At 51.7% G+C, this 23,244-nt stretch carries 25 protein-coding genes and 1 pseudogene; 13 read left to right on the forward strand and 13 right to left on the reverse strand.

The window, feature by feature from the left end; translation table 11 throughout:
- Nucleotides 1-1,668 carry a DUF4932 domain-containing protein gene (locus E3E42_RS03140; RefSeq protein WP_167902680.1) on the reverse strand — a complete coding sequence of 556 codons (1,668 nt, stop codon included), beginning with the start codon at nt 1,666-1,668 and terminating at the stop codon, nt 1-3.
- Nucleotides 1,669-2,074: 406 nt separating this feature from the next.
- On the opposite strand from E3E42_RS03140, the gene E3E42_RS03145 reads away from it, so the two are divergent.
- Nucleotides 2,075-3,388, forward strand: a complete 1,314-nt coding sequence (locus E3E42_RS03145) for an RNA-guided endonuclease TnpB family protein (protein ID WP_167902681.1) — start codon at nt 2,075-2,077, stop codon at nt 3,386-3,388.
- Nucleotides 3,388-3,933, forward strand: coding sequence for a SagB/ThcOx family dehydrogenase (locus E3E42_RS03150; protein WP_167903101.1), 546 nt, complete (start codon nt 3,388-3,390; stop codon nt 3,931-3,933). Before E3E42_RS03145 ends, E3E42_RS03150 begins: the two co-directional genes overlap by 1 nt.
- Here the strand turns inward: E3E42_RS03150 and E3E42_RS03155 are convergent, their stop codons facing one another.
- The gene (locus E3E42_RS03155; protein WP_167902682.1) at nt 3,934-4,239 is read right to left on the reverse strand and encodes a thioredoxin family protein; all 306 of its coding nucleotides are present in this window, start codon (nt 4,237-4,239) and stop codon (nt 3,934-3,936) included. It lies immediately after the preceding gene.
- A 30-nt stretch (nt 4,240-4,269) separates the two neighbouring features.
- Nucleotides 4,270-6,459 (reverse strand): heavy metal translocating P-type ATPase, encoded by a 2,190-nt coding sequence (locus E3E42_RS03160; protein ID WP_240913609.1) that lies wholly within the window; start codon nt 6,457-6,459, stop codon nt 4,270-4,272.
- A 118-nt stretch (nt 6,460-6,577) separates the two neighbouring features.
- On the opposite strand from E3E42_RS03160, the gene E3E42_RS03165 reads away from it, so the two are divergent.
- On the forward strand, nt 6,578-7,195 hold the full coding sequence (locus E3E42_RS03165) for a TRASH domain-containing protein (protein WP_058938000.1): 618 nt from the start codon (nt 6,578-6,580) through the stop codon (nt 7,193-7,195).
- Here the strand turns inward: E3E42_RS03165 and E3E42_RS03170 are convergent.
- The 3 genes from E3E42_RS03170 to E3E42_RS03180 are packed head-to-tail and all read right to left on the reverse strand — an operon-like array spanning nt 7,136 to nt 8,652.
- Nucleotides 7,136-7,870, reverse strand: a complete 735-nt coding sequence (locus E3E42_RS03170) for a cytochrome C biogenesis protein (RefSeq protein ID WP_167902683.1) — start codon at nt 7,868-7,870, stop codon at nt 7,136-7,138. The two genes, E3E42_RS03165 and E3E42_RS03170, sit on opposite strands and share 60 nt — an antisense overlap.
- A 9-nt stretch (nt 7,871-7,879) precedes the next feature.
- Entirely contained in the window at nt 7,880-8,239 is a 360-nt protein-coding gene (locus E3E42_RS03175) for a hypothetical protein (RefSeq protein ID WP_167902684.1), read from the reverse strand.
- A gap of 56 nt (nt 8,240-8,295) precedes the next feature.
- Nucleotides 8,296-8,652 carry a hypothetical protein gene (locus E3E42_RS03180; protein WP_167902685.1) on the reverse strand — a complete coding sequence of 119 codons (357 nt, stop codon included), beginning with the start codon at nt 8,650-8,652 and terminating at the stop codon, nt 8,296-8,298.
- Nucleotides 8,653-8,799: 147 nt separating this feature from the next.
- Between E3E42_RS03180 and E3E42_RS03185 the strand changes: the two are divergent.
- From E3E42_RS03185 to E3E42_RS03200, 4 genes and pseudogenes are all read left to right on the forward strand, one after another.
- A pseudogene (locus E3E42_RS03185) lies at nt 8,800-9,249 on the forward strand (class I SAM-dependent methyltransferase); the annotation flags it as partial.
- A gap of 219 nt (nt 9,250-9,468) precedes the next feature.
- Entirely contained in the window at nt 9,469-10,650 is a 1,182-nt protein-coding gene (locus E3E42_RS03190) for a PLP-dependent cysteine synthase family protein (RefSeq protein ID WP_240913610.1), read from the forward strand.
- Nucleotides 10,647-11,804, forward strand: coding sequence for a cystathionine gamma-synthase (locus E3E42_RS03195; RefSeq protein ID WP_167902686.1), 1,158 nt, complete (start codon nt 10,647-10,649; stop codon nt 11,802-11,804). Before E3E42_RS03190 ends, E3E42_RS03195 begins: the two co-directional genes overlap by 4 nt.
- The gene (locus E3E42_RS03200; RefSeq protein WP_167902687.1) at nt 11,801-12,532 is read left to right on the forward strand and encodes a class I SAM-dependent methyltransferase; all 732 of its coding nucleotides are present in this window, start codon (nt 11,801-11,803) and stop codon (nt 12,530-12,532) included. The genes E3E42_RS03195 and E3E42_RS03200 overlap by 4 nt, the downstream gene beginning before the upstream one ends.
- Here the strand turns inward: E3E42_RS03200 and E3E42_RS03205 are convergent.
- Both E3E42_RS03205 and E3E42_RS03210 read right to left on the reverse strand, forming a co-directional pair.
- Complete coding sequence (locus E3E42_RS03205) at nt 12,529-13,110, reverse strand: hypothetical protein (RefSeq protein WP_206205980.1); 582 nt, start codon at nt 13,108-13,110, stop codon at nt 12,529-12,531. The two genes, E3E42_RS03200 and E3E42_RS03205, sit on opposite strands and share 4 nt — an antisense overlap.
- Before the next feature lie 83 nt (nt 13,111-13,193).
- A complete protein-coding gene (locus E3E42_RS03210) occupies nt 13,194-13,505 on the reverse strand; it encodes an SHOCT domain-containing protein (protein ID WP_370519582.1) in 312 nt (103 codons plus the stop codon).
- 156 nt (nt 13,506-13,661) lie between these two features.
- Between E3E42_RS03210 and E3E42_RS03215 the strand changes: the two genes are divergently transcribed.
- From E3E42_RS03215 to E3E42_RS03240, 6 genes are all read left to right on the forward strand, one after another.
- Nucleotides 13,662-14,450: a sulfide-dependent adenosine diphosphate thiazole synthase gene (locus E3E42_RS03215; protein WP_167902689.1), complete on the forward strand. Its 789-nt coding sequence runs from the start codon at nt 13,662-13,664 to the stop codon at nt 14,448-14,450.
- Nucleotides 14,451-14,455: 5 nt separating this feature from the next.
- The gene (locus E3E42_RS03220) at nt 14,456-15,109 is read left to right on the forward strand and encodes a DUF6775 family putative metallopeptidase (RefSeq protein WP_167902690.1); all 654 of its coding nucleotides are present in this window, start codon (nt 14,456-14,458) and stop codon (nt 15,107-15,109) included.
- 549 nt (nt 15,110-15,658) lie between these two features.
- Nucleotides 15,659-16,102, forward strand: a complete 444-nt coding sequence (locus E3E42_RS03225) for a hypothetical protein (RefSeq protein ID WP_167902691.1) — start codon at nt 15,659-15,661, stop codon at nt 16,100-16,102.
- On the forward strand, nt 16,102-16,785 hold the full coding sequence (locus E3E42_RS03230) for a hypothetical protein (protein WP_167902692.1): 684 nt from the start codon (nt 16,102-16,104) through the stop codon (nt 16,783-16,785). Before E3E42_RS03225 ends, E3E42_RS03230 begins: the two co-directional genes overlap by 1 nt.
- A gap of 105 nt (nt 16,786-16,890) precedes the next feature.
- Nucleotides 16,891-17,571, forward strand: a complete 681-nt coding sequence (locus E3E42_RS03235; protein ID WP_167902693.1) for a hypothetical protein — start codon at nt 16,891-16,893, stop codon at nt 17,569-17,571.
- Nucleotides 17,572-17,594: 23 nt separating this feature from the next.
- Entirely contained in the window at nt 17,595-18,488 is an 894-nt protein-coding gene (locus E3E42_RS03240; protein ID WP_240913611.1) for an ABC transporter ATP-binding protein, read from the forward strand.
- Nucleotides 18,489-18,508: 20 nt separating this feature from the next.
- Here E3E42_RS03240 and E3E42_RS03245 read toward each other — a convergent pair whose 3' ends face one another.
- The 5 genes from E3E42_RS03245 to E3E42_RS03260 all read right to left on the reverse strand — a co-directional run bounded on the left by E3E42_RS03245 (nt 18,509) and on the right by E3E42_RS03260 (nt 23,242).
- The gene (locus E3E42_RS03245) at nt 18,509-20,431 is read right to left on the reverse strand and encodes a heavy metal translocating P-type ATPase (RefSeq protein ID WP_206206019.1); all 1,923 of its coding nucleotides are present in this window, start codon (nt 20,429-20,431) and stop codon (nt 18,509-18,511) included.
- Nucleotides 20,432-20,433: 2 nt separating this feature from the next.
- Nucleotides 20,434-20,574 (reverse strand): hypothetical protein, encoded by a 141-nt coding sequence (locus E3E42_RS11845; RefSeq protein WP_206205982.1) that lies wholly within the window; start codon nt 20,572-20,574, stop codon nt 20,434-20,436.
- Between the two features lie 177 nt (nt 20,575-20,751).
- A complete protein-coding gene (locus tag E3E42_RS03250) occupies nt 20,752-21,318 on the reverse strand; it encodes a hypothetical protein (protein ID WP_167902695.1) in 567 nt (188 codons plus the stop codon).
- 5 nt (nt 21,319-21,323) lie between these two features.
- Complete coding sequence (locus E3E42_RS03255; RefSeq protein WP_167902696.1) at nt 21,324-22,064, reverse strand: PP2C family serine/threonine-protein phosphatase; 741 nt, start codon at nt 22,062-22,064, stop codon at nt 21,324-21,326.
- Nucleotides 22,061-23,242 carry a 26S protease regulatory subunit gene (locus tag E3E42_RS03260; RefSeq protein ID WP_167902697.1) on the reverse strand — a complete coding sequence of 394 codons (1,182 nt, stop codon included), beginning with the start codon at nt 23,240-23,242 and terminating at the stop codon, nt 22,061-22,063. Before E3E42_RS03260 ends, E3E42_RS03255 begins: the two co-directional genes overlap by 4 nt.
- Between the last annotated feature and the right edge of the window lie 2 nt (nt 23,243-23,244).

Here is a 23,244-nt window from a genome sequence, read left to right on the forward strand (position 1 = left end):
TCAGCCGCTCTCAAGCAGGTTGTCAAAGGAGTCCCTGATGCTGTACGTTACGTGCCGGTAAGCATGTATGTTGTTCAGCGCCCGTTCATCGGTGCCGATGACGATGAACGCCAGTGCGCTGGGGTTCCAGGGGTTCTCGATCACCTCAACGACCCGCAGCGACCCGGAGTACGTCTCACCACTCTCTCTGCTGTAAACGGTCGTGCCGTTGACGATGACGGGAGCGTTCCTCTGGAGCTCGGGAAGAAGGGTGCTGTTTGAGAGCAGTACTAACGCCAGGTTTTTCCTCATGTCCTCGGGCGTTAAACTCGATACTGCCTTCAGCCCGGCATCGACACCCCTTCGTCTAAAGGAGTCGTACACGAACCTGGCCAGATTCCCTGCGGAGGAGCCATCGTCGTAAGCCACGATAACGCCCCCCTCCTTTGCGGCGTTCAGAAAGTCATCAACCGTCAGCGGAATCACGACGTTCTTTCCTCCGTTTGTTTCGTTGTAAACCCTCGCAATGACCTTGGCGAGTTCGGGCATGAAGTCATCGAAGGTTCTGTACATGTCCCTGTGCCTCGCGTAGTCATCAGCATACGCCCGGTACACATCGTCTACGAAGTAAAAGACCTTTCCGTTGCCCTTCAGCGTTGCCATGGCTCCTTCCGGTCTGCCTGTGGCGTTTAGGTAGTACGCCTCGAAGGCCCTCACAAGCGTTTCGTAGAGCATGACCTTGAAGTTGGGGTATGCCATTGCACTCAGCTTCTCGGCGACGGGATCAAAGAGTGTCTCGTAGGGCTCGAAAAGCTCGTAGTGCTGATCAACCGCGGGATTGACGAAGCTGTGGGCGAACTCGTGGGCCAGGAAGGTTGAGTCGCCCACCGTGGCATAAACATGGGGTATTCCGCCTGCCACCTTCCCAAAGCCCAGAAATGCGTATACACTCATATTGCTCCCGCTTTCTATGTGGTATCCGAAGCCGTGGCAGCAGAAGATGGGCATCGGCACCACGTGCCACGATGATGCGTTCTTCCCGAAGAAGTCCTCCTCAAACTCAACGAGTTCGACCAGCCCAGGATTTTCTCCCACAAACGTTTCAAGCGTTCTGTTGTAGAACTCCTCGTGCTCGCGGTAGAACCTCCAGAAGTCAGTCTCCTCTGCGAACTCTGCAACGGCCTCCGCAAACTCATCGAGCTTTTTGGCGTCCAAAAACGGCCTCAATCGAAGCATATCGTCCCAGGGCATTGCCTTTGAGAAGTCCGTCGGGCTCAGGTGAATAGCGAACTCTGGAATCGCGTCGTAGTCGATTCCCTCTTCGATCATCTGCGGAACCATTTTAACCGCTGTCAGGTTTCTATAGGGGCCAAAGTACTCGTCCACGTCCCTGATGTAGCGGTAGCTCCCGGGAGTGACGCCGAGTACCGCCGGATCAACGTGCTCCCTGTACCAGCTTGAGTCGGAGAGCCTGTAGATTATCGCCACCAGCTCGACTCTGGGGTCTATCTCCACGTGAAGGCGATCCGAGAGGGAGATTGAAACCGGCGTACCTGAAGTATGTTCCTGCATGGAGGCGGTCGTTGGGCTTTTTGTTTCCCCTCCCTGGACCTTTTCGCCCGTAGTGCCCACGCATCCGCTCGCCAGCACCACGAGGAATACCAGCACAACAGATGCAAGCTTTTTCACCTAACTCACCGTACCATCGATGAATGTCAGAATATTTAAACATTTCCAAATTATAAACTGCCGGCTTTCTCAACTCGGCTATTTCCTGGGGTACACTGAGTTTCCTTCAATTTGTGCCGATCTAAAAAGCCAACTAAATTGCTCAGCCCAGATGAGACACCAAAAACCTAATGTGTGAAAAAAGTATCATGAATTGGTGGTGAGGATGAAAATTGACCTGCCAGCCCCTAAACTTGAAGATAAAATGAGCTTGAGGAGGCTATGGATAAGAGAAAGAGCATAAGGCGTTACATTTTTCTCTTCTCAAGCCTCGTCGTTCACGGCGGGGATGCAATAAACACCCAACCGGCCCTTCAGCAGGAAAGCAACACTTTTTTAAAGCTTAAAATTCACACTACAATTTGAGATGAAGCGTTCGGTAACGGTCAAACTCCAACCCTCCAAAGAGCAAGAGGAGAAACTCCATCAGTTAGCCGACCTTGAGGCCAAGGTTTGGAATAGGGTGAACTACCTCAGGCGGCAACAGTTCTTCCAAGGGCAAATCGTGGACTTCAACAAGACTGAAAAAACCGTTTACGAGGAGTTCAAGAAGGAAATCGGTTCTGCAACGGTTCAACAAATAGCGAGAAAGAATGCAGAAGCTTGGAGGAGCTTCTTCACCCTTGCAAGAAAGAAGCGGAACGGAGAACTCCCCACGTGGCTTAAGCCAAAACCACCGAACTACCTGAAGGAATGCGAGAAGAGAAAACCCTTAATCGTCCTGAGAAACGACCAGTACAGGATTGAAGGGAGCAAACTCATATTGAAAGGCCTTGGGAAGTTCAGGAAACTGGAAATCCAGTTCAAGGGCAGAATACACTTGAGAGGCAAGCAGGGGCGGTTGGAAATAACTTACGACGAGGTAAAACGCAAGTGGTATGCCCACATCAGCTTCACGGTGGAGGAGAAACTTGAGGGCGAGGAATGGGTTAAGCTTCCAAGAAAACCAAAAGGAGACCTCTCGGCGGGGATTGACTTGGGAGTGAACAATTTAATGGCCGTTTACGTGGAGAATGGTCAGAGTTTTCTCGTGAATGGCAGGCCTCTCAAAAGTATTGACTTCTACTGGCGGAAGAGGATTGCCGAGTATCAATCAAAACTCAACAAAAGTGGTGCTAAGACGAGTAGAAGGCTCAAGAGAATGCACGAGAGGGCGAAACTACAGGCCAGACACTACATTAATACCTCAGTCAGGGGAACGGTTAGAAAGCTCTACGAGCTTGGAGTTTTTAAAATCGTGGTGGGCTATCCGAAGGGAATTGCTCAAAACCCTGGGAAGGGTAAGAAGCAGAATTTTATCCTCTCTCACGTGTGGCGGTTTAACACGGTCATTAAACGTTTAAAAGAAGTCGCTGAAGAGTACGGTATTGTGGTTGAGGTTGTTGATGAGGCTTTCACTTCGCAAACGTGCCCCGTTTGCGGGAGGCCCCACGAGGGCGCTCGCTTCGTTCGTGGTTTATTCAAGTGTCCCGCAACGGGGCTTGTTTTTAACGCTGACCTTGTTGGGGCGTTTAACATTTTGAAGAAGGTGGTAAAAACGATAACCCCAAATCTGAGCGGTCTTTACGCCCAGAGGAGGGGTAACTGGCCGGAGGCCCGGCCGGAGGGGTTCGAAGAACCCGCTTCTAGGGTTATCATGATGAGAACCCCTCAAACCTCCCTGCCAATGGCGAGGGGTTAATTCACTGGAACCCTCGCCCCTCACGGCAGGGAGGAGGTCAGAGAGACGAACCTCTAACCCTTCAGCAGGTTTCCCAGATTCTATGGGCGGCGTATGGGGTTAACAGGTGGGGAAAGAGAACCTCGCCGAGCGCCGGAGCCTGTTATCCCTTCGAGGTCTATGTTGTGGTCTCAGGCGTTGAAGGATTAACTCCAGGAATCTACCTCTACGACGGAAAGGCCCATGCCCTGGAACTGATCAGGGAGGGGCACTTCGGAAAGACTCTCGCGGAAGCCTGCCTAAACCAGCGGTGCGTTGCCACCGCGCCGGTGAACGTAGTCATCGTCGCCCACTACGAGAGAACCACGAGGCGGTACGGCGAGAGGGGAATAAGGTACGTCCACATCGATGCCGGCCACATGGGTCAGAACATTTACCTTCAGGCAACGGCCCTCGGCCTCGGCACCGTTGCGGTTGGTGCCTTCAGGGATGAGGAGGTAAAAAGGGCAATGAACGTGCCCGGAGAACCGCTCTACGTCTTCCCCCTTGGCGTCCCCGGGGAGTAGTCAGAGCCTCTTGAGCTCCTCAAACCTTATGAGAACCTCCTCCTTTCTCCTTATGAGGTTCTGCCTCCCAGCCTCTTTTCCGTCCTTAAGGTAAATCAGCGTCGGGACGTTGAGGACATCGAAGCGGTTCACAAGGTCGTTCCATTCCTCGGCGTTGATGTGAACGATCTTTATCTCGGGAAATTCCCTGCCGAGATCCTCCATGAAGCTTTCGACTATCCTGCAGGGCGGACAGCCCGGAATGGAAAACCACAGGACGGTTTTTCCAGACTCAAACTCAAACTTTCCGTCGTATTCGACTATCATATCCGCACCTCCGGGAAATAAAAATGGTGGTCAGATCCTGGCCCTCTTGAGCAGGAGCGAGTTTGTGACGACGCTGACGCTGCTTATGCTCATCGCCCCGGCCGCCCACTCCGGCTGGAACTCCACGCCGAATAGCACGAAGGCAAGCCCCGCCGCGAAGGGAATCAGCATCGTGTTGTAGAACATTGCCCAGAAGATGTTCTGCTTTATCTTCGCCAGCGTCTTCTGGCTCAGCTTTATTGCCTTGACCACGTCCCTTGGGTCGTTCTTTATGAGAACCATGTCCCCGCTCTCCATCGCTATGTCCGTCGCGTTGCCGACAGCGATCCCAACATCCGCCTGTGCCAAGGCCGGAGCGTCGTTTATTCCGTCGCCAACGAAGATAACGACTTCACCCTTCTCCTGGAGCTTCTTGACCTCGTTGGCCTTGTCCCCCGGCAGAACCTCGGCGAGGACGTAGTCCACCTTGAGCCGCCTTGCTATCGCGTTTGCAGTTCTCCTGTTGTCGCCGGTTATCATGCCGACCTTCTTGCCCATCCTGTGGAGCTCCTCGATGGCTTCTTTTGCTCCTTCCTTTATCGTGTCGGCTATGCCTATTACTCCCACTATTCTGCCGTCTATGGCGACGGTTATGGCAGTCTTCGCCTCGTCCTCAAGTCTGTGGAGTGTTTCCTCAACCTCATTCACAGAGTAGCCGTTCTCCACCATGAGCTTCCTGTTGCCTGCCAAGATCTCCCTTCCACCCACGACTGCTCTAACACCTTTGCCGGTTATTGCCTCGAACTCCCCCGGCTCCTCAAGCTCAAGGCCGAGTTCCTGGGCCTTCCTCACGATAGCATCTCCAAGCGGGTGTTCAGAGCGCTTCTCCGCCGAGGCAACGAGCTTTATGAGCTCCTTCTCATCCATGCCAAAGGATATAACATCAGTAACCTCGGGCTTCCCCTTTGTGAGCGTTCCTGTCTTGTCGAAGAGCACAACCGTCGCCTTCCTTGCTATCTCAAGCACTTCACCGTTCTTGATGAGTATCCCCATCTCGGCACCTTTACCCATTCCAACCGTCAATGCTGTTGGCGTTGCGAGACCGAAAGCGCAGGGGCAGGCTATAACGAGGACGCTGAGGAGGGTTGTAAAGGCAAAAAGCAGGGGTTCGCCCGCTACAAAGTACCAGTATGCAAAGGAGAGGAGTGCTATAGTGAGGACCGTGGGTATGAAGTATGCAACTATTGTATCCGCCAGCCTCTGTATCGGCGGCTTTGTATTCTGAGCTTCTTCCACGAGTCTAATTATCTGGGCCAGAACGGTGTCCCTTCCGACGCGCCTCGCCTCTATCCTGAGGACGGAGTTCTTGTTTATGGTGCCCCCGATAACCTCATCCCCGGGTTTCTTGAGGTTGGGAACGGGTTCGCCAGTTATCATTGACTCGTCAACGTAGCTCTCGCCCTCGAGCACAATACCATCGACGGGAATCCTCTCACCGGGCTTCACTATCACGACGTCCCCGACCCTGACCTCACTTATCGGAACCTCAATCTCCTCGCCGTTCCTTAGCACTGTTGCCTTCTTCGCCTGAAGACCCATGAGCTTTTTGATGGCCTCGCTGGTTCTTCCCTTGGCCCTCGTTTCAAGGTACCTGCCAAGCAGAAGGAAGGCCATCAGCAGGACGCTGGCCTCGTAGAAGTTGAAGTCCTCCGGAATGACCTCTACCGTTGCGAGGACGCTCGCCAGGTAGGCCGAACCTATGCCGAGGGAGTACATGACCTCCATGTTAAGACTCTTATGTCTCAGGGAGGCATATGCCTTACCGAATATCCCTCTTCCAGCGTAGACTATCGCGATGGTGGATAGAATGAACTGGAGGGGCATGAGGTACGGGATTTCAAAGCCGAAGCGCTCGGCCTGCATAGAGGCGAAGAGGGCTATTCCAATACCCCACGCGACGGCGAGCTTTCTCTTCATGTCGCGAAGGTGCCTCTCCCTTAGTTCTCTCTCGAGATCGTGGGTCTCCTCCCCCTCAACCCCTATGAACTGGTAGCCCACGTCCTCGATGGTCTTCCTGATGTCTTCAATGGTCACGAGGCTTGGATCGTAGCTTACCCTCGCAGTTTCGGTGCCAAGGTTTACGCTCGCCTCCAAAACACCGGGGAGGTCTTTCAACGCCTCCTCTATCGTCTTAACACACATTGCGCAGGTCATACCATTTACCTTGAGCACAAGCTCCATTTTTCTCACCCTGTTACTTACTATGCATGCCAGCTTATGGGGATTATTTTTTACAATCTGAAAAGTAGAGGCGGAGAATTTTTATAGTTCGAAGATTAGATTTGAACGGTGGAACGTCATGAAGATAGACGACCTTGATTTGAAGCTCATTCACCTGCTGATGGACAATTCCCGCCTAAGCATCTCAGAGCTCGCCGAAAGGCTTGGTGTCAGCAGGCCGACGGTAAAATCGCGCCTTGAAAAGCTTGAGAAAGAAGGAGTAATTCTCGGATACACCGTAAAGCTGAATCCGGAGCTTCTCAGGGCGCACAACGTCGTTGCCCTCATAGTCAAAACTGACGAGCCTGAGAGGATGAGGGAGTTCGAGGAGATAATCGAGATAAACCGCTTCACGAGCAGGAAGTACCTCATAAAGATCGCTGTTGAGGATATGGAGGAGCTGAGAAAGGTCATAGAAGGGGCAGGGTTTGAGGTCATCGAGATAATGCCCATTCTTGAGAGCATTGAAAGAACCACTCCCCCGAAGGTCAAGATACCCTTCAAGTGCGACTACTGCGGCAAGGAGATAGTGGGAGAGCCGATAGTCTACAAGTACCACAACAGGGTTTACTTCCTCTGCTGTCCAACGTGCCTGAGGGAGTTCAAAAAGACCCGGGAGAACATAGAGAAGTTCAAACTAAAGGAAGAAGACAAAGTAGAGCACGCTCACGAGCACGAGCACCACGCCCATAACTAAATCTCCCCTACCGCTTACCGAGGAAAGCCTATCAACTGCCCTCCCAAGTCTTGCGTATCTGCTCCCGTAGTGGAAGCCCAGGGTAACGAGGGCAAAGGGCAGCACCGATATTCCAATGAACACCACGAGCAGCGCCGCCCTGATTCCGGGAGGGTACTGGCCGGAGAGCAGGGAGCTCACCAGGAGATACGAGGGGAGCACACAGGACAGTGAGAGAAACGCCATCACTCCCCCTATCACAAAAGCGGCCGGTGGAGAGGTGGCCTTTTCAAGAACCTCATTGCTCTTTTCCCTCAGTGGGCTGGAGACTGGTATCTTCACGTAGCCCAGTGCGGAGAGTATTTTGTAAACTCCCACGGTTATCCCAAAGATGACAACGAAGTATCTGAGCAGGGGTATCTTGGTGTGCAGGTTCATGAGGGCAACGGCTATTATCGAGTATCCCAGAAATGCGCCGACTGTGAATGCCAGGCCGACCCTGAGAACCTTCCTCTCGTCCGTCAGGGCTATCATCGAGAGAAGGAACACTATCATGAGGAATATTGAAGGCCGAAGGGCGTTGAGAATCCCGAGGGCTATTATTGAGAACGTTACCCCCGTGAACTCGGTCACCTGGCTCAGAGAGTCCAGCGGTATATCCGCGGCAGTCATCAGAATTGCGTCTGAAACCTGCATGGCAACCACCTAATGCTCCATCGATGGTGCCCCAAGGCGCACAATCTCCACGGATGAATGGGAGTTCATTGATATATTAACTTTGTCTCCCCTCGCGAGGCACGGGACTTCTATGGGATGGGTGTATTTGACCTTCAGAACCTCACCGTTTGCATCTATTATCGCAATGCATGTTAGCTTTGTGTTAGTTTGATCGGGAATACAGTTTGTATCGGTCAAAACGACAGCATTGGTGGAGTTCAAAGGCCGTCCTTCAACCAGAACCCCATGAAAAGTATCACGAACCCCTTGTTCTCTTATGGAGAAGTACCCAAAGGTCAGGAGGGACACAATCAGAACCGCTGCAATGCCTGCACCAATACTTTTCATACCTTTCACCGCGGATTTGTATCATAAAAACAATGAAAGAAAACTCCGGAGAGGGCTCACTCGCCGCTCTCCTCGATTCCCATGTACTTCTCGCAGCTCTCGTGCATCTCCTGCCAGCCGTCGCCCATGTACTGGGGCATGTACTCCTCCATGACCGGCTCCATATCCTCGTGCATCTCGGTGAAGTTGCCGCTGGCCATGTGCTCCTCCATCTCCTCGTACATCTCGTCGTCCATCATGCCGTGCATGCCGTAGCCCATCATTCCGCCGTGCATGTAGCCGCTCATCGGGCCGAAGCCCCAGCGCGTGCCGGTTCTCTCAGCTGTCTCGAATCCTCCAGTGTGGGCCATCCCTAGGGGGACGGCTATGAGCGCTCCGATGAGGAGCCCGATAAACAGGGACTTCCACTCCATTCCGCATCACCTCTTTATTTGTTTCCATCAGTACATTGCCGCCGAAGGGATAATAGGCTTATCATTGACATAATGTGAAAGGATTCCCCCAAATTTTTCAGATGCGAAAGGATAGGGCCAATCAAGTATTTTCACAAGGTTAAATTGATGAACACCTCAAAAACAGCCAGCAAGTACGATAGGTTTTCAAAGGTCTACGACCTCTTCGAGAGTCCAATGGAAAGGAGGGCGTTTTCAAAGTACCGCGCCAGGGCCCTTTCTCTGGCAGAAGAGAAAGTGCTTGAGATAGGCGTCGGAACGGGAAAAACTTCCTATTATCCCCAAAACGTCGATGTCATCGGCATAGACTCCAGCAGGAGCATGCCGGAGAAGCCGAGAGAAGGGAAAGGGAACTCGGCCTGAAAAACGTCAAGCTCCTTCTGATGGACGCCCAAAATTTGGAGTTTGAAGACGAGGGCTTTGACACCGTTGTGAGTACTTTCGTCTTCTGCATCCACGATACGGGAGACGCAGAGAAACATCGAGATAGCCGGGTTCAGGATAGAGCATGTTGAGAATCTCTTCTTTGATATTGTGAGGCTTATCATAGCCACAAAACCACAGATATGCCGGAAGGCAGCCGGCAGGCCGAAAAGCTGCTGCTTTTTGAGGAGTAATGGTAGATACATGGAGGCAGATCTATTTCCCATTTTTGTCCAAAACCGTTTATTTCAAACCTCTCGTTAAATAGAGCCGAATTATTTTCTCTTTCGTCAAAAGGACAGCTCTCATGCCGAAAAGTATATATATGCATCTTTATTCATCAATGAGCAGGTGATGGGCATGATAATAGAAAATTATACAAAATTGGGTACTTATGACGACATCGTTCAAACGATAGGCAACACACCCCTGGTGAGGCTGAGGAAGATCGAGGGGTACTTCAACCTCAAAAACGAGCTCTACGCCAAGGTGGAGTTCTTCAACCCCGGGGGGAGCATAAAGGACAGGATAGGCAAGTACATGATCGAGGGAGCAAAGAGGGATGGCAAGATCGTCGAAGGCGGCGTGATAGTCGAGCCCACCTCGGGCAACACGGGTGTCGGCCTTGCTCTGGTCGCGGCGGACGAGGGCTACATGACGGTCTTCACGATGCCGGACAAGATGAGCACCGAGAAGGAGCTCCTCCTCAAGGCCATGGGGGCTTTCATCATAAGAACTCCCACCGCGGTGGCTCCAGGCGATCCAAACTCCTACTATAAGGTGGCCGAAGCGGTAAGGAACCTCATCTGGAAGAGGGGAAGGGCGGTAACCAGAGAGGAGCTTAAGGAGATAGTCGAGTACGTTCAGCGGCTCGTTGATGAAGAGAGGCTCGATGAGCTCAGGGCGATCCTTGAGGAGGAAGTCGAGGAAACGCCCTACGCCTACATCCCCAACCAGTACTTTAACAGGCACAACCCCCTTGCCCACTACGAGACCACCGCGAGGGAGATATGGGAGCAGACCGGAGGGGAGATAGACTACCTCTTCGCGGGGATAGGCACGGGCGGAACCATAACGGGCATTGGGAGATACCTCAAGGAGAGGAAGAAGGGGGTCAAAATAATAGGCGTTGACCCGGTCGGCTCGATATACAACCTCGTTAAGAAAGGAATGAGCCTTGAGGAAGCCCTCAAGAAAGCTCACCCGTACCTCGTTGAGGGCATAGGCGAAGACCTCCTCCCCGAGACCGTCGATTTAAGCCTCGTTGATGATATGGTGGTAGTCAACGACCAGCAGGCCTTTTCAATGACCCGCTTCCTCGCGAGGAAGGAGGGCATCTTGGCTGGAGGCTCATCTGGTGCGGCCCTCTACGGGACGATAAAGTACCTCAAGGAAAAGGGCATTGAGGGCAAGAAAGTTGTCGTGATATTCCCGGACACGGGGAGGAACTATCTCACGAAGGTCTTCAACGACGAGTGGCTCATCGCGAACGGCTTCGAAGTTGACGATGAGAAGGTTCTGGGGGTGCTGAGATGAGGTTCTCAACTAAAGCCATTCACATCGGTGAAGAGCCGGAAAACATGCAGCACAGCGATGTTGTATCCCCGATCCACCTTTCCACAACCTTTGCAAAGAGGAGCATAAAGGAGGTCGAGGAGGGCTACGTCTACTCAAGGAGCGGCAATCCCACGAGAGATAGCCTTGAGAGGAAGTTGGCTGCGCTTGAAAATGCAAAGTACGGGCTTGCCTTCTCCTCGGGCCTTGCGGCCGAGTCCACCATACTCCTCGCCCTGCTCAAGAAGGGCGACCACGTTGTGGCTTTCGACGATCTCTACGGCGGGACAAAGAGACTGTTCAATCAGGTTATGGAGCGCTTTGGGATTGAATTCACCTACGTTGACGCAAGGGACCCAGAAAACGTCAGGAAAGCCATAAAGGAAAACACAAGAATGGTCTGGCTCGAAACGCCCACAAACCCCCTCCTGAAGCTGGCGGACATAAAGGCGATAGCCGGGATTGCCCACGAGAGGGGCCTAATCGTGGTGGTGGACAACACCTTCGCGAGCCCCTACTTCCAGAACCCCCTCGACCTTGGGGCGGATATAGTTCTCCACAGCGTCACCAAGTACCTCGGCGGCCACTCCGACGTTGTCGGTGGGGCTGTGATGGTAAATGACGATGAGATTTACGAAAAGTTAAAGTTCCACCAGAACGCGGTTGGGGCGATTCTTTCGCCCTTCGACTCCTGGCTGGTCATGAGGGGCATCAAAACCCTCGCCGTCAGGATGGAGAGGCACGAGAAGAACGCTATGAAGATTGCTAGGTATTTGGAGGGGCACCCATTGGTTGAGAGGGTTTACTATCCGGGCCTGCCCTCACATCCACAGCACGGGCTCGCGAAGAGGCAGATGCGCGGCTTTGGGGGAATGCTCTCATTCGAGCTTAAAGGGGAATTGAGGGAAGCGATAAAGTTCGTCGAGAGCTTGAAGATTTTTGCACTGGCCGAGAGCCTCGGCGGTGTTGAGTCGCTCATAGAGTTGCCCGCAATTATGACCCACGCATCGGTTCCAAAGAAGGAGAGGGAAAAGGTCGGCATAAAGGACTCCCTTATCAGGGTCTCGGTGGGTATAGAGGACGTGGAAGACCTCATCGAAGATATGGAGAGGGGCTTTGAGGCGGTGAGAGCATGATACCGAGCATTAAGGAGATACGGCTTTTCCTGAGGAGGCTGGGTTTTGATCAGGGCTCAATAAAAGAACTCATAGAACAGATAGAGTATTTTGAGACAGAGGCGCCTGAGAGGGACGACATAGTGCGGGACTACCTCAGGAATGAGTGCATAGAACGGCTTGTGGATGAGATAGTGAAAGAGGTCATTAGGCTTGGAAGGAAAGATGTGCGCATCCTTGACGTTGCAGCCGGCTCGGGCTTTTTCACCGAACGAGTGAAGAATGGATTGGAGTCCCGGGGAGTCAGAGCGGAGATCTACGGCTTGGACATAACTCCCAGCATGCTGAAGAGGCTTAAAAAGAAGGGTATAACTCCCATCTGGGGCGTTGCCGAGAAAATTAGGGAATCCATTGAGATCGCCAACGAGCACTGCGGCATAAATGCTCCGAAAGAATTCGACGTCGTGCTCTCCACCCTAGCGTTCCACCACTTCCTAAAGCCCGAAGCAGTACTTGGGAGCATGAAGGAAGTACTGGCCAACGGCGGAAAGGTCGTTATAATCGATGTTCTCAAGCACAGCCACAGCGAGTTCAAAGACACTCTGAAGGACACTCACCTTGGCTTTTCGCTGGGAGAAATAAAAGAAATGGGCTCAAAGGTGTTCGGGAAGGTCGAAGTCCGGCCTCTTGGACTGCACTGTGAGGTTGACGGTGTTCTCATCGGGCTTTACCGCGCGGTGTTTGCTTAACCAGAGGCCTTTCTCTTTTCTGCCACTTCTTTTAGCTTTAAGTGAGCTCTTAAAAGCCTCTTTTTGATGATGCGCTCTGCTATGAATAAGTTCAAGATTCTCCCCAGAAAACCATAGCGAAGTGTGTAACACACGCCCTCAACACCCAGGGTCATATTATCCACAGGAATGAAGCAGTGTTCATACCGCAATTTCTTTAAAAATGTGTCCTCTTCCTGCATCCCCCCGGAATAGAAGTAGTTTTCTTTAAAGTCAACAATCCGGTATTTTATCCACTTTTCTGTCCCCTTTTCGCGGGTGTAGTATACTAACCCTTTCTTCAATTTCCCGTCATCTTCGGATTTAAACTCATATTCCGGCCAGAATAATCTATGATTATTAATGTTGGATACGAGAGAAAAAACTTCCTCCACTTTCGCGTCAATAAGCACTGCTATCTTAACACAGTGAGAAAAACCTCGGGACGGTTTACACTCTAAAAACTCAACCTGTGTATTTTTAAGTCTCTTGATAATTAAGTGAATTTTCTGCTGGTTGTATTTTTTCAAACGCATTCGCATTTTTTCACCGCCCTTCATTCATCGAGCGGATTCGTCTGTATCCTGCTAAAATTAGAGAGATGGCCTAAAAAATGTAAAAATATGCAAACAAATGGAAGGAACTAACCTTCTAGAAGCTTCCTCTTTCTTCTCTCGTATTCTTCGTCGTCTATTTCTCCCCTTGCATACTTCTCGTCAAGCATCTCAAGTGCGCTCTTTTTTGATGTGCCACCTGAGCTCTGCTCCACAAGCCATTTAATGAACCAGATTATCCCCGCAATTATCAGCACCCAGAACAGGAGCATGAATATTGCCCCAAAGATTCCAAAGTAGCCGAATCCCATCATCTCATGCCACCCCCATTCTCCTTCTCTAGCATGGGCCAGGAACCGGCCTCCCAAACTTTCGAACATCATTTTGATCTCCTCAAACACTACTCAGTGGTAAGGGATATAGGGCTTATTATTGGCAAAATTGAATATCTTCCCGGCAATATTTTTCATAGTGCTGACAATTCGGTCACATGAACTACACTTGGCAAAGGATAATGTTTAAAACTAGATTATTAAAACCAATAACTTGGTGATAACATGGGAAATGTGCTTGCAAAAGTTAGTGAGAAGGATGTCACCTCAGCAATAGTGGAAACATTTTACGGGATGCTCAGGAGTTACACCGAATCGGACGTTATAATCGTTGGGGCAGGACCCAGCGGCCTGATGGCTGCAAGGGAAATTGCAAAAGCGGGCAAGAAAGTTTTGGTTATAGAACGGAACAACTATCTTGGGGGAGGGTTCTGGATAGGCGGATTTCTGATGAATACAATAACCGTCAGGGCCCCCTCACAGGAAGTGTTAGAAGAGCTCGAGGTCCCGTATAGGAAATACACAGAAGGCCTCTACGTTGCAGATGGTCCTCATGCATGTTCAAAGCTCATTGGAGCAGCATGTGACGCGGGAGTGAAGTTCCTCAACATGACGAGCTTTGATGATGTCGTTATAAGAGATAGAAGAGTTGCAGGTGTTGTGGTTAACTGGACTCCAGTTCAAGCTTTGCCAAGGCAGATAACCTGTGTCGACCCAATAGCTCTTGAGTCAAAGATTGTAATAGACGCTACCGGACACGATGCCTTTGTTGCCAAGAAGCTCGAAGAAAAAGGGCTCATAAAGACGAGGGGACATGGCTCAATGTGGGTTGAGGAGAGCGAAGACGCGGTTATAAATCACACAAGTGAGGTTTATCCAGGACTTATAGTTACGGGAATGGCAGTTTCTACTGTCTTTGGCCTTCCAAGAATGGGACCAACCTTTGGGGGAATGCTCTTAAGCGGAAAGAGAGCCGCTGAAGTGGCTTTAGAGAAGCTTAGAGAACTGGAGTGATCCCAATGAAGATTTACATTGAAAATTCCCTTTGGGACTCCTTTTCATTTTTTGAGGAGATTAGGAAGCTCTTCAAATTCCCCGTGGAGTTTAGCCCCTATGTATTTAAAGACCCCTATTTTCTGGCCTACATAAAAGTGAGGAACCCAAATAAGAGGGAGTTTTACGAGCCCTTTCCGATTGAAGTCGAGAATGAAAAGAAGGGTCTCATAAAAGGGGTTATTTACGATGGGGTAGAACTGCTAAAATATTTCTCCCGAGACGTTGATACCCCTGAGCCGACAGTTTTGATAACTAAAAGGCTTATAGCAACATTTGGAGAAGATGGGCGGTATCACCTCAGAATGATTGTAATGGGTCCTGCAGCGATAATTTCGCTTAAGGGAATACTCTATGCCCCAGCAAAGTCTCCCCAATATTATATAATGCATTCATTTGGATTTGAGGAGAAAATTGATGTAGATGTTGGCAAAGTGTTGAAAATGCTCCTTCTTCAGTTCTATGCCTATTTTAAGCATGAAGAGATCTTTTGCGAGAGCGAGGAATGCATGCTCCATAATTGCCACACAATGGAGGAGATAAAGAGAGTGAAAGGGCTGTGTGGGAGGCATGGGAAGATGTTTGGAGATAGCGTAAATTTGAGAGGACTATCATTTTAAAGAAGAAAAATTTTGGGATGCAACATGATTGGGAGCACAAGTGGCTACATTACATTTTTCTTTTGAAAGCCTCGCCGTCCGCGGTGGGATGCAATAAATATCCAAGTGCGTTGGAATGCCGAAACCCTTTTAAACTCTTGCAAGTAACACGGCCTCGAAGAGGCCACCTAAGAACAACCCAATGAGACGAGGGGTTTACGTTACCACTCCGTCTTGGAGTGGTTGACGCCGTAAGGCGTCCTTTTAGAACCGCCATCAAGCGGTTCAAACCCGTCGGGTGGCCTCTTGGCAATAACCCCAATCAGGTCTTGCCGGTAGGGGTAACGGGCCCGAGACCGGGCCTGCGGGCTGAACCGAAACCGGTGACGGGAGTAGGTGATGGGCCCGCAAACCTCTCCGTCAATGGAGAGGGGTTAATTCGCTGGAACCCTCGCCCCTCACGGCAGGGAGGAGGTCAGTCGTTGTGATTTATCCTGTGTTGTAGTCGTTCACAAAATGATTTAATACCCCTCAAGAATAGTAAGTGGTAGAAGTAACGGGTGAGTAACAATGGCAATGGGCTCGCTGGTGTCCCTTTTAATAGTGCTAACACCTATTCTAGGGATAGTGGCATTTGTGACCGTAATGATAAAACGCTATTTGGACGAGTATGTACCGCTGAGAGTCACGGTGAGGCACAAACAGGGCAGGACAGAGCTGATTATACAGACAAAGAGGAAAACCGAGCGTATTGATGTCGCCAGCTTCGTCCCCAAAGCGCACCGGGAGGTGCTCAACCAGAGGATAGATGGACTTGGGTTCCGCGGATACAGGTTGGGGTATTACACCGGTGGCTATGGCGAGGTCGTCTCGTATGCAATATCCGACTCGGGCATACTGATAAAGGACATGGGAGGAAAGAGATTCTATCTGGCCATTAACAACATCCAGGAGGTTATGGATGCCCTGCTGGATGGTACTGTAACTGAAAGGGTCATAGAGGTGAGGAAATAATGTCCGCAATGAACCGCGCAGTGACACCGGCTCAAATCCTCGAAGAGCTCAGGTATACCGCAATGCACATTGGGATAAACATTCTTTTGATACCCTTTATGGCGGCCGTTCTTTACTGGATGGCGAGCCTGAATCCCCTATCAGGTGATGAAGTCGTTGGAAGCCTGAGCATTTCCCTCCCCATACTGGTTTCTCTCTTCTTCAGTGGCACAGTTTCCAGGGAGAGGCTCCTCGGCATCCATGAGATGCTCCTCACTCTTCCGCTTGATCCGGTTCAGCTCGTCTTCGTTAGAACTCTCGGAGGTTTTATCATAGGAATTACGGGGATAACCTTGGGAAGTGCTGCAGGGTGGGCACTCGCCGAACACCTTGGCAATCCCCTTTCTCCGGCAAATATATTCAGTGGAGTTTTAATCTCGGCCCCTCTCCTCTTCAGCTTCACCTTTCTGGTAATCCTGATAACATTCCTGTTCCACTCGACACGTCTCGACGTCGCAAAGGGAGTCATTGCCTTTGTGGCGTTCTTTGCACCCCTCTACATCCCCAAGTATCTGGGAGCGGGACTCTCAATACCGATGGCATTCGCTATTTCCCTGCTTCTCTCCACAGGAGCCATCGCCCTCTCCTTTTTAATGATAAAATCTCTTGGCATGCGGCTTGGGGAGGAAATGGTGCTCATCTGAGGTGACGAAAAATATAAATATCTCTCGTGACCATTTGGCATGGTAACTATGTGGGTAGATATATTCCACAATCAACTTACTTCAAAGATGGTTGAAGGTGAGAAAATGAGCTATGGACCGCTTATATCAACATTGCTGGAAGAGACTAAGTATACCATAAAGGAACTGGGACTCCTCGGATTGAATGCCTTAGCAAACGTGATTATAATTTATACTGTAATCCTTCTGCTTAATCCAGGACTTGAGAGTGGATTGATCCTTGGAATGCTGGCCGTAGCATTCTCCATTTCCGTCGGCATCATCGTGACCTCACCCGTATCCTGGGCCAAGACATTGGGCATGTTGGAGATACTGCTATCCGTTTCTCTATCTCCTCAGAGACTTCTCATATTAAAGGCTACAAGTGCCGCCTTGTACGGGTTTATCCTCATCGGCGGCGGGCTTGTGATTGGGAATATCATCCTAGCACTCATCGGAATAACAATCCCCGCATCCTCTGTGTTCATAACCCTACTGGCATCTACGCCTCTGCTTTTCGCATTCAGCCTGCTGTTCACACTGCTGGCAGTTCTCATTGATCAAAAACATCTCGATTCATTAAAAGTTCCCGTGTTTATGATATCCTACCTCGCACCTCTGTATCTTGCGGGATACCTTGAAGCTGGCATTTACATCTCAAGTGTGCTACTCGTTGCACTTCCAGTTGTGTTTCTTGTGCTGACAACCTACTTTGCCGTGGTCAGATACTATGGAGAAAACTTTTCGGAAGCTGTAATCATGGTGTAATCATCAGACACGAGGTGACCATCATGATAGAGCTTGAGAATGTTAGGAAGGGCATAAATGGAAAGGAGGTTCTTCGGGGGATAACCATCACCGTAAGGCCCGGTGAAATTCACGCATATCTCGGCCACAATGGGGCGGGTAAAACCACCACTTTCCGCATCACCCTCGGCCTTTTCGTCCCGGACTCCGGGAGAGTGGAAGTTCTTGGTCTTAACCCGCTCAAAAACCCAGAAGTGAGGGCAGGGATTGGCTATCTTCCGGAGTACGACCTCCTGTATCCGAACCTGTCGGTGTGGGACAACCTCAAGCGCCACGCTTTGCTGAAGGGGGTTTACGACGAGAAGGAACTGCGAGAACTTCTGGAGTTCTTCGAGATTGAGGAGTACGCCAAAAAGAAGGTCTCGGCCCTCTCAAGCGGAACCCAACGAAGGGTTGCAATGGCCAGAGCGTTCCTTGGAAACCCTGAAGTCCTCATCCTCGACGAGCCCACCAGAGGCCTCGACCCGGAATGGCGCCTGAAATTCAAGCGATTTTTGGAAGGATATGTGAAAGAGAGGAACGCCGCGGTCCTATTCTCCACCCACATACTGAGCGACGTTGATGAGCTATGTGAGAAGATTACGGTTATCAAAGAGGGCAGAATACTGTTCTCCGGAAGTCTGGAGGAGTTCAAGCGCAGTTTCCCCACTGGAACTTCAATTTCCCTGAAGGTGAAGAACATCAAGATGGCCACCAACGTGCTTAAGGAAAAGGGATACTCTCCAAAAATCATTAAAGAGTACATCCTGCTGGAAAATGTCGAGCCGTGGGATATCAACACGCTCCTCGTGAGCAAGGGCATAACCGTTGAAGAGATAAAACGAAACGAACCCACATTGGAAGAGCTCTACTCGATGCTCCACAGGAAAAACGAATAAAATGCAAGAGCAGGGAGCACTCAGGCCTTCAAAAACCTCGCGTTGATGGCAACTATCACCGTGCTCAGGCTCATGAGCAGGGCACCGAGGGCGGGGCTGAGCAGGATTCCGTAGCCGTAGAGAACGCCCGCCGCCAGGGGAATCGTGAAGGTGTTATAGCCAGTCGCCCAGGCTAGGTTCTGCACCATCTTTCTGTAGGTGGCTCTAGCAAGGTGTACAGCAGTTATGACGTCTCCAGGGTCGTTCTTGACGAGGATTATGTCTGCGCTCTCTATTGCCACGTCCGTTCCAGCTCCGATGGCTATCCCAACATCGGCCTGAATCAAAGCCGGAGCGTCGTTTATGCCGTCGCCAACCATTGCAACGACGAACCCCTGTTTCTGGAGTTCCTGTATCTTTTCAGACTTCTGATGGGGCAGAACTTCGGCGAAGAAGCCATCCAGACCGAGCTCTTCGGCAACCCATTTGGCAACTTTGGCGTTGTCTCCGGTGAGCATGTAGGCCTTTATCCCCATCTCGTGGAGTTTTTCCACGGCTTCCCTCGATTCCGGCCTTATCTTATCTGCCAAAGCCAGAGCACCCACGAGCTTTCCATCGATGACCAGGAACACCACCGTCTTGCCCTGCTCTAAGACCTCCTTAACGCGCTCGTCCTCTCTCCACAGCCCGTTCTCCTTCAGGAAGCCGGGGCTTACGACGAGAATTTCCTTACCGTTTATAACGCCCTGAACGCCCTTACCGGGCAGGACCTTGGATTCGCTTACATCATAGACTTCAAGCCCGAGCTCTTTGGCCTTTTCCACTATTCCCCGGGCTATCGGGTGGCTGGAGTGAGCTTCGAGGGCGGCGGCGTACTTCAGAATCTCCTCCTCGCTCAGTTCGTCCAGCGGGATTACCTCAGTAACCTCAAACTTACCCTCGGTCAGCGTTCCCGTCTTGTCGAAGACAACGACCTGCACGTCTTTGGCTCTCTCAAAGGCTTCCCTGTTCCTGATGAGTATGCCCTTCTTGGCCGAAATTGATGTCGAGACCGAAACTACCAGCGGGACTGCCAGGCCAAGAGCGTGGGGACACGTTATGACCATGACGGTTACCATTCTCTCAAGGGCAAAGACGAAGGGCTTGCCGAGGTAGAGCCACGCCCCGAGCGTTACCGTTCCGGCCGTTATGGCTATGAGCGTGAGGTAGAAGGCCGCCCTGTTCGCCAGATCCTGCGTTCTTGAACGCGTTTCCTGCGCCTGTCTGACGAGCTCAACGACCTGCATGAGGTAGGTGTCCTTTCCAGTCTTCTCTATCCTGACCTTTATTGCTCCCTCAAGGTTTATCGAACCGCCGATGACGGCCTCGCCGGGCTTCTTGTAAACGGGCTTCGATTCGCCGGTGAGCATCGCCTCGTTGACGCTCGTTTCACCCTCGACTATGACGCCATCGGAGGGCACCTTTTCGCCGGGCTTGACTAAAACTATGTCGCCCTTTTTCAGCCCGCTCACAGGGACGTCCTTTATCCCATCAGGCGTTACCAGGTGGGCATCGGTGGGCATGAGCTTTATGAGTTCCTCAAGGGCCCGCGATGCTCCAAGGACGGAGCGCATCTCTATGTAGTGCCCTATAAGCATGATGTCGATAAGCGTCGCGAGTTCCCAGTAGAAGGTTTTCCCAGAGATGCCGAAGGTGACGGCGGCGCTGTAGAAGAAGGCAACCGTGATTGCCAGAGCTATGAGCGTCATCATTCCCGGGAGTCTCTTCCTCAGCTCGTCAGCCATGCCCTTGAGGAAGGGCCAGCCGCCGTAGAAGTACACCACCGCCGAGAGCGCAAACAGGACGTAGTGGTCGCCCGGAAAAGTCAGCTCAAAGCCGAAGAAGTTCTGTATCAGCGGGGACAGAATCAGAATCGGAACCGTCAGTATTGCGGAGACTATAAAACGTCTCTTAAAGTCCTGCATCATCATCTCATGGTGCTTTGCATGAGAATGCCCCCCATGTTTCTCATGTTCGCTGTGTTCTTTATGAACGCGGCCATCATCTCCAGCAACTCTGTGTTCTTTATGTCTATCTCCATGAATGTGTTCCCCATGTCCTGCTCCATTCATCCCAGAGATCTCTTTCATCTTATCCTGCACGTGCTCCCCGTGCACCTCATCATTTTCTTTCATATTCAACACCATATACAGCATCTCTTCGGGGCAAGTATTTAACCATTTTTTATTCAAAATTGAAAGGCCGCGAAGATCGAACCATGACTAAAAGAAAAAGGGATTCGGAATCATTCCTTCATCATGTCCTCGATTTCGCGGAGCCTCTTTCCAGGTTCGAGCTCCCTCTCCGCCGATGAGGCCATCAGCCCTTCGGCCATCTCTACGGTTTCAATGTCGAACTCGCCCGTTAGGATGCTCTCGCTGGTCAGGTCTATCATGGTGTTCAGAGCTTCCTCCAGGTTCTCAACCTTGCCCATCGCCTTCTCGAACTCGACCTGCATCTTCGCCACGTCCTCCGCTCCGGGACCTTCCGCAATGCTCCTGACAACGTCCTTGCTGAACTGGATGAAGTCCGCGGAAACCTTGACGAGCTCCCTCTGAATCTCGGCCTCCTCCATGAGAAGGAGCAGGCGCTTCGCCTGCTTTATCCTCTCCTCAAGGGAGAGGTACTTCATGGCACTCCTCTTGAGGAGCGCTTCATCGCCGAGCTTCGCCGCTTCCTTCCCCTGAAGGAAGATTTTACGCTTCAAGTTTTCGAGATTGGTAATGTAGTGCTTCAGCGCCATCTTCGCCTTCCTCATGCGTATCTTCCGCTCTATCTCCTTCTCCTCCTTCGACTTCCACAGCTTAACCATGATCGTCACACCTCCCTAAACACAACAACGGTTACGTTGTCCTCGGTAACCTTCAAAGCTTCCCCAATCAGCGCCTCCACGGTCGCTTTGGGGCTGGATTCCAGGGTGAGCTTTTCTATAGTCCCGTCATCCAGGTAATCATGAAGCCCGTCTGAGCTGAGAATCAGAACGTCCCCCGTTCTCATTTCCCACACGTAGGTGTCGACCTCAGGGTCAACGCCGAGGGCCTTTGTAACAACGTGCCTCATGGGGTGCCTTTTAACTTCCTCCTCGCCGATGACTCCCCTCTCAAGAAGCCCCTGAACCACCGAATGATCCCTCGTCCTTGCAATGATCTTTCCGTCCCGCACCAGGTAAGCCCTGCTGTCGCCGGTGTTCGCTATCAAAGCTTTTCCGTTCCTTACAAAGGTACTCACAAGGGTAGTCCCCATTCTTCCAGGGGCTTTTGAGGCATCCAGTATTCTGCGGTGGGCAGTCTCGTAGGCCATCAGGAGAAGCCTTTCAACGTCCGTCTCGCCCAGTTCTTGGCGGTAGTTCTCCTCAAAGACCTCGCTTAAGGTTTCAACCGCGGTTCGCGCCGCAAGCTCGCCTGCACTGTGCCCGCCCAGCCCATCGGCAACCGCGAGAAGGTAACCGTCCCCGAGGGGCAGGACGAGGAATGCATCCTCGTTTTTTTCCCTGCCCCCCGGATGGGAAATTCCCCAGACCCTGCCTTCAACACCACAGGAGATGCCTCCCCCGCTCATCCGCCGAACTCCTCCGCCCATTTTTCGTAGCGCTCGATGTCTTTCTTTGTCAGAGGGCTCTTTATCTTCCTGAAAGCCTCCTCGAAGTCCCTCATCCCAAGCGGCCTGGTTCTGAGGGAGCGCTTCCTCAGCTCCTCAAGCGGAAGGCTGGCCAGCTTGTGGAGATCCCTGTTTTCCTCGCGTATCATGTTCCACACGGCCTCCTGGCAGAGGTTCCTGATGTCCCTGCCAGAGTACAGTCGCCTCACGCTCTCCTCCGCTATCGCGTCGAGGTCGAGCCTTGATATGTCCAGGCCTTTGGTGTGGATTCTTATGATGGACTTGGTCGCCTCTTTATCGGGAAGGGGGACGTAAATCCTCTTGGGGAAGCGCGAAAGGATGGCTTCGTCCAGATCCCAGGGAGTGTTGGTCGCCGCCAGCGTGAGAACGAGCTTATCACTCTCCCCTTCGTGAAAGCCCTCAAGCTCGGTGAGAAGCGTTGAGAGCATCCTCCGGGTAGCTTCGCTCGTATCGTTGGAGCGCCTCGTGGTGAGCGCGTCTATCTCATCAAGGAAAACTATGCTTGGTGCCTTTTCTCTCGCAACCTCATAAAGGGCCGAGATAATCTTGCTTGACTCTCCAAAGTACTTGCTCAGCACGCTCGAAGCCTTGACGTTGAAGAAGGCCGCGTTTAGGCTCCCAGCCGCAGCTGAAGCTAACAGGGTCTTTCCGGTTCCCGGAGGCCCGAAGAGCAGGATTCCCTTCCACGGCTGAACAGCGGCGGGCTTTCTCAGGGCAGATATAACCACGGTCTCCATCACGAGCATCTTAACGTTGCTGAGACCGCCGATATCGTCCCAGGTGATGGTTGATTTTGCCATGAGGCCGAGCACGTACTCCCTGAACTGGTCATCTTCATCTTCCTCAGGCCGGGCTTTCCTGCCTTCAGCGCTCACCACCGCCTTTCTGCCGTATTCGCCCCGCTCTATCTGCCCGGCCACCTCCTCCCACTTTCTCGCCTTCCTGAGGTACAGCTCCCCGTTGTAGGGAACGTGACGGGCAAGCTCCCTCAGGAGTGAGGCACATCTCAGGGCGCTCCTCCTCGCCGTTTCCATATCCTCCGCGGAAACTGCTTTTTCGAACTGCTTCTTTGTCCGCTCAAACTCGCTCAGCAGGGGACCCGACAGGTCAACCGGCATTC

This window comes from Thermococcus sp. JdF3, assembly GCF_012027495.1.
Taxonomy (GTDB): Archaea; Methanobacteriota_B; Thermococci; order Thermococcales; family Thermococcaceae; genus Thermococcus.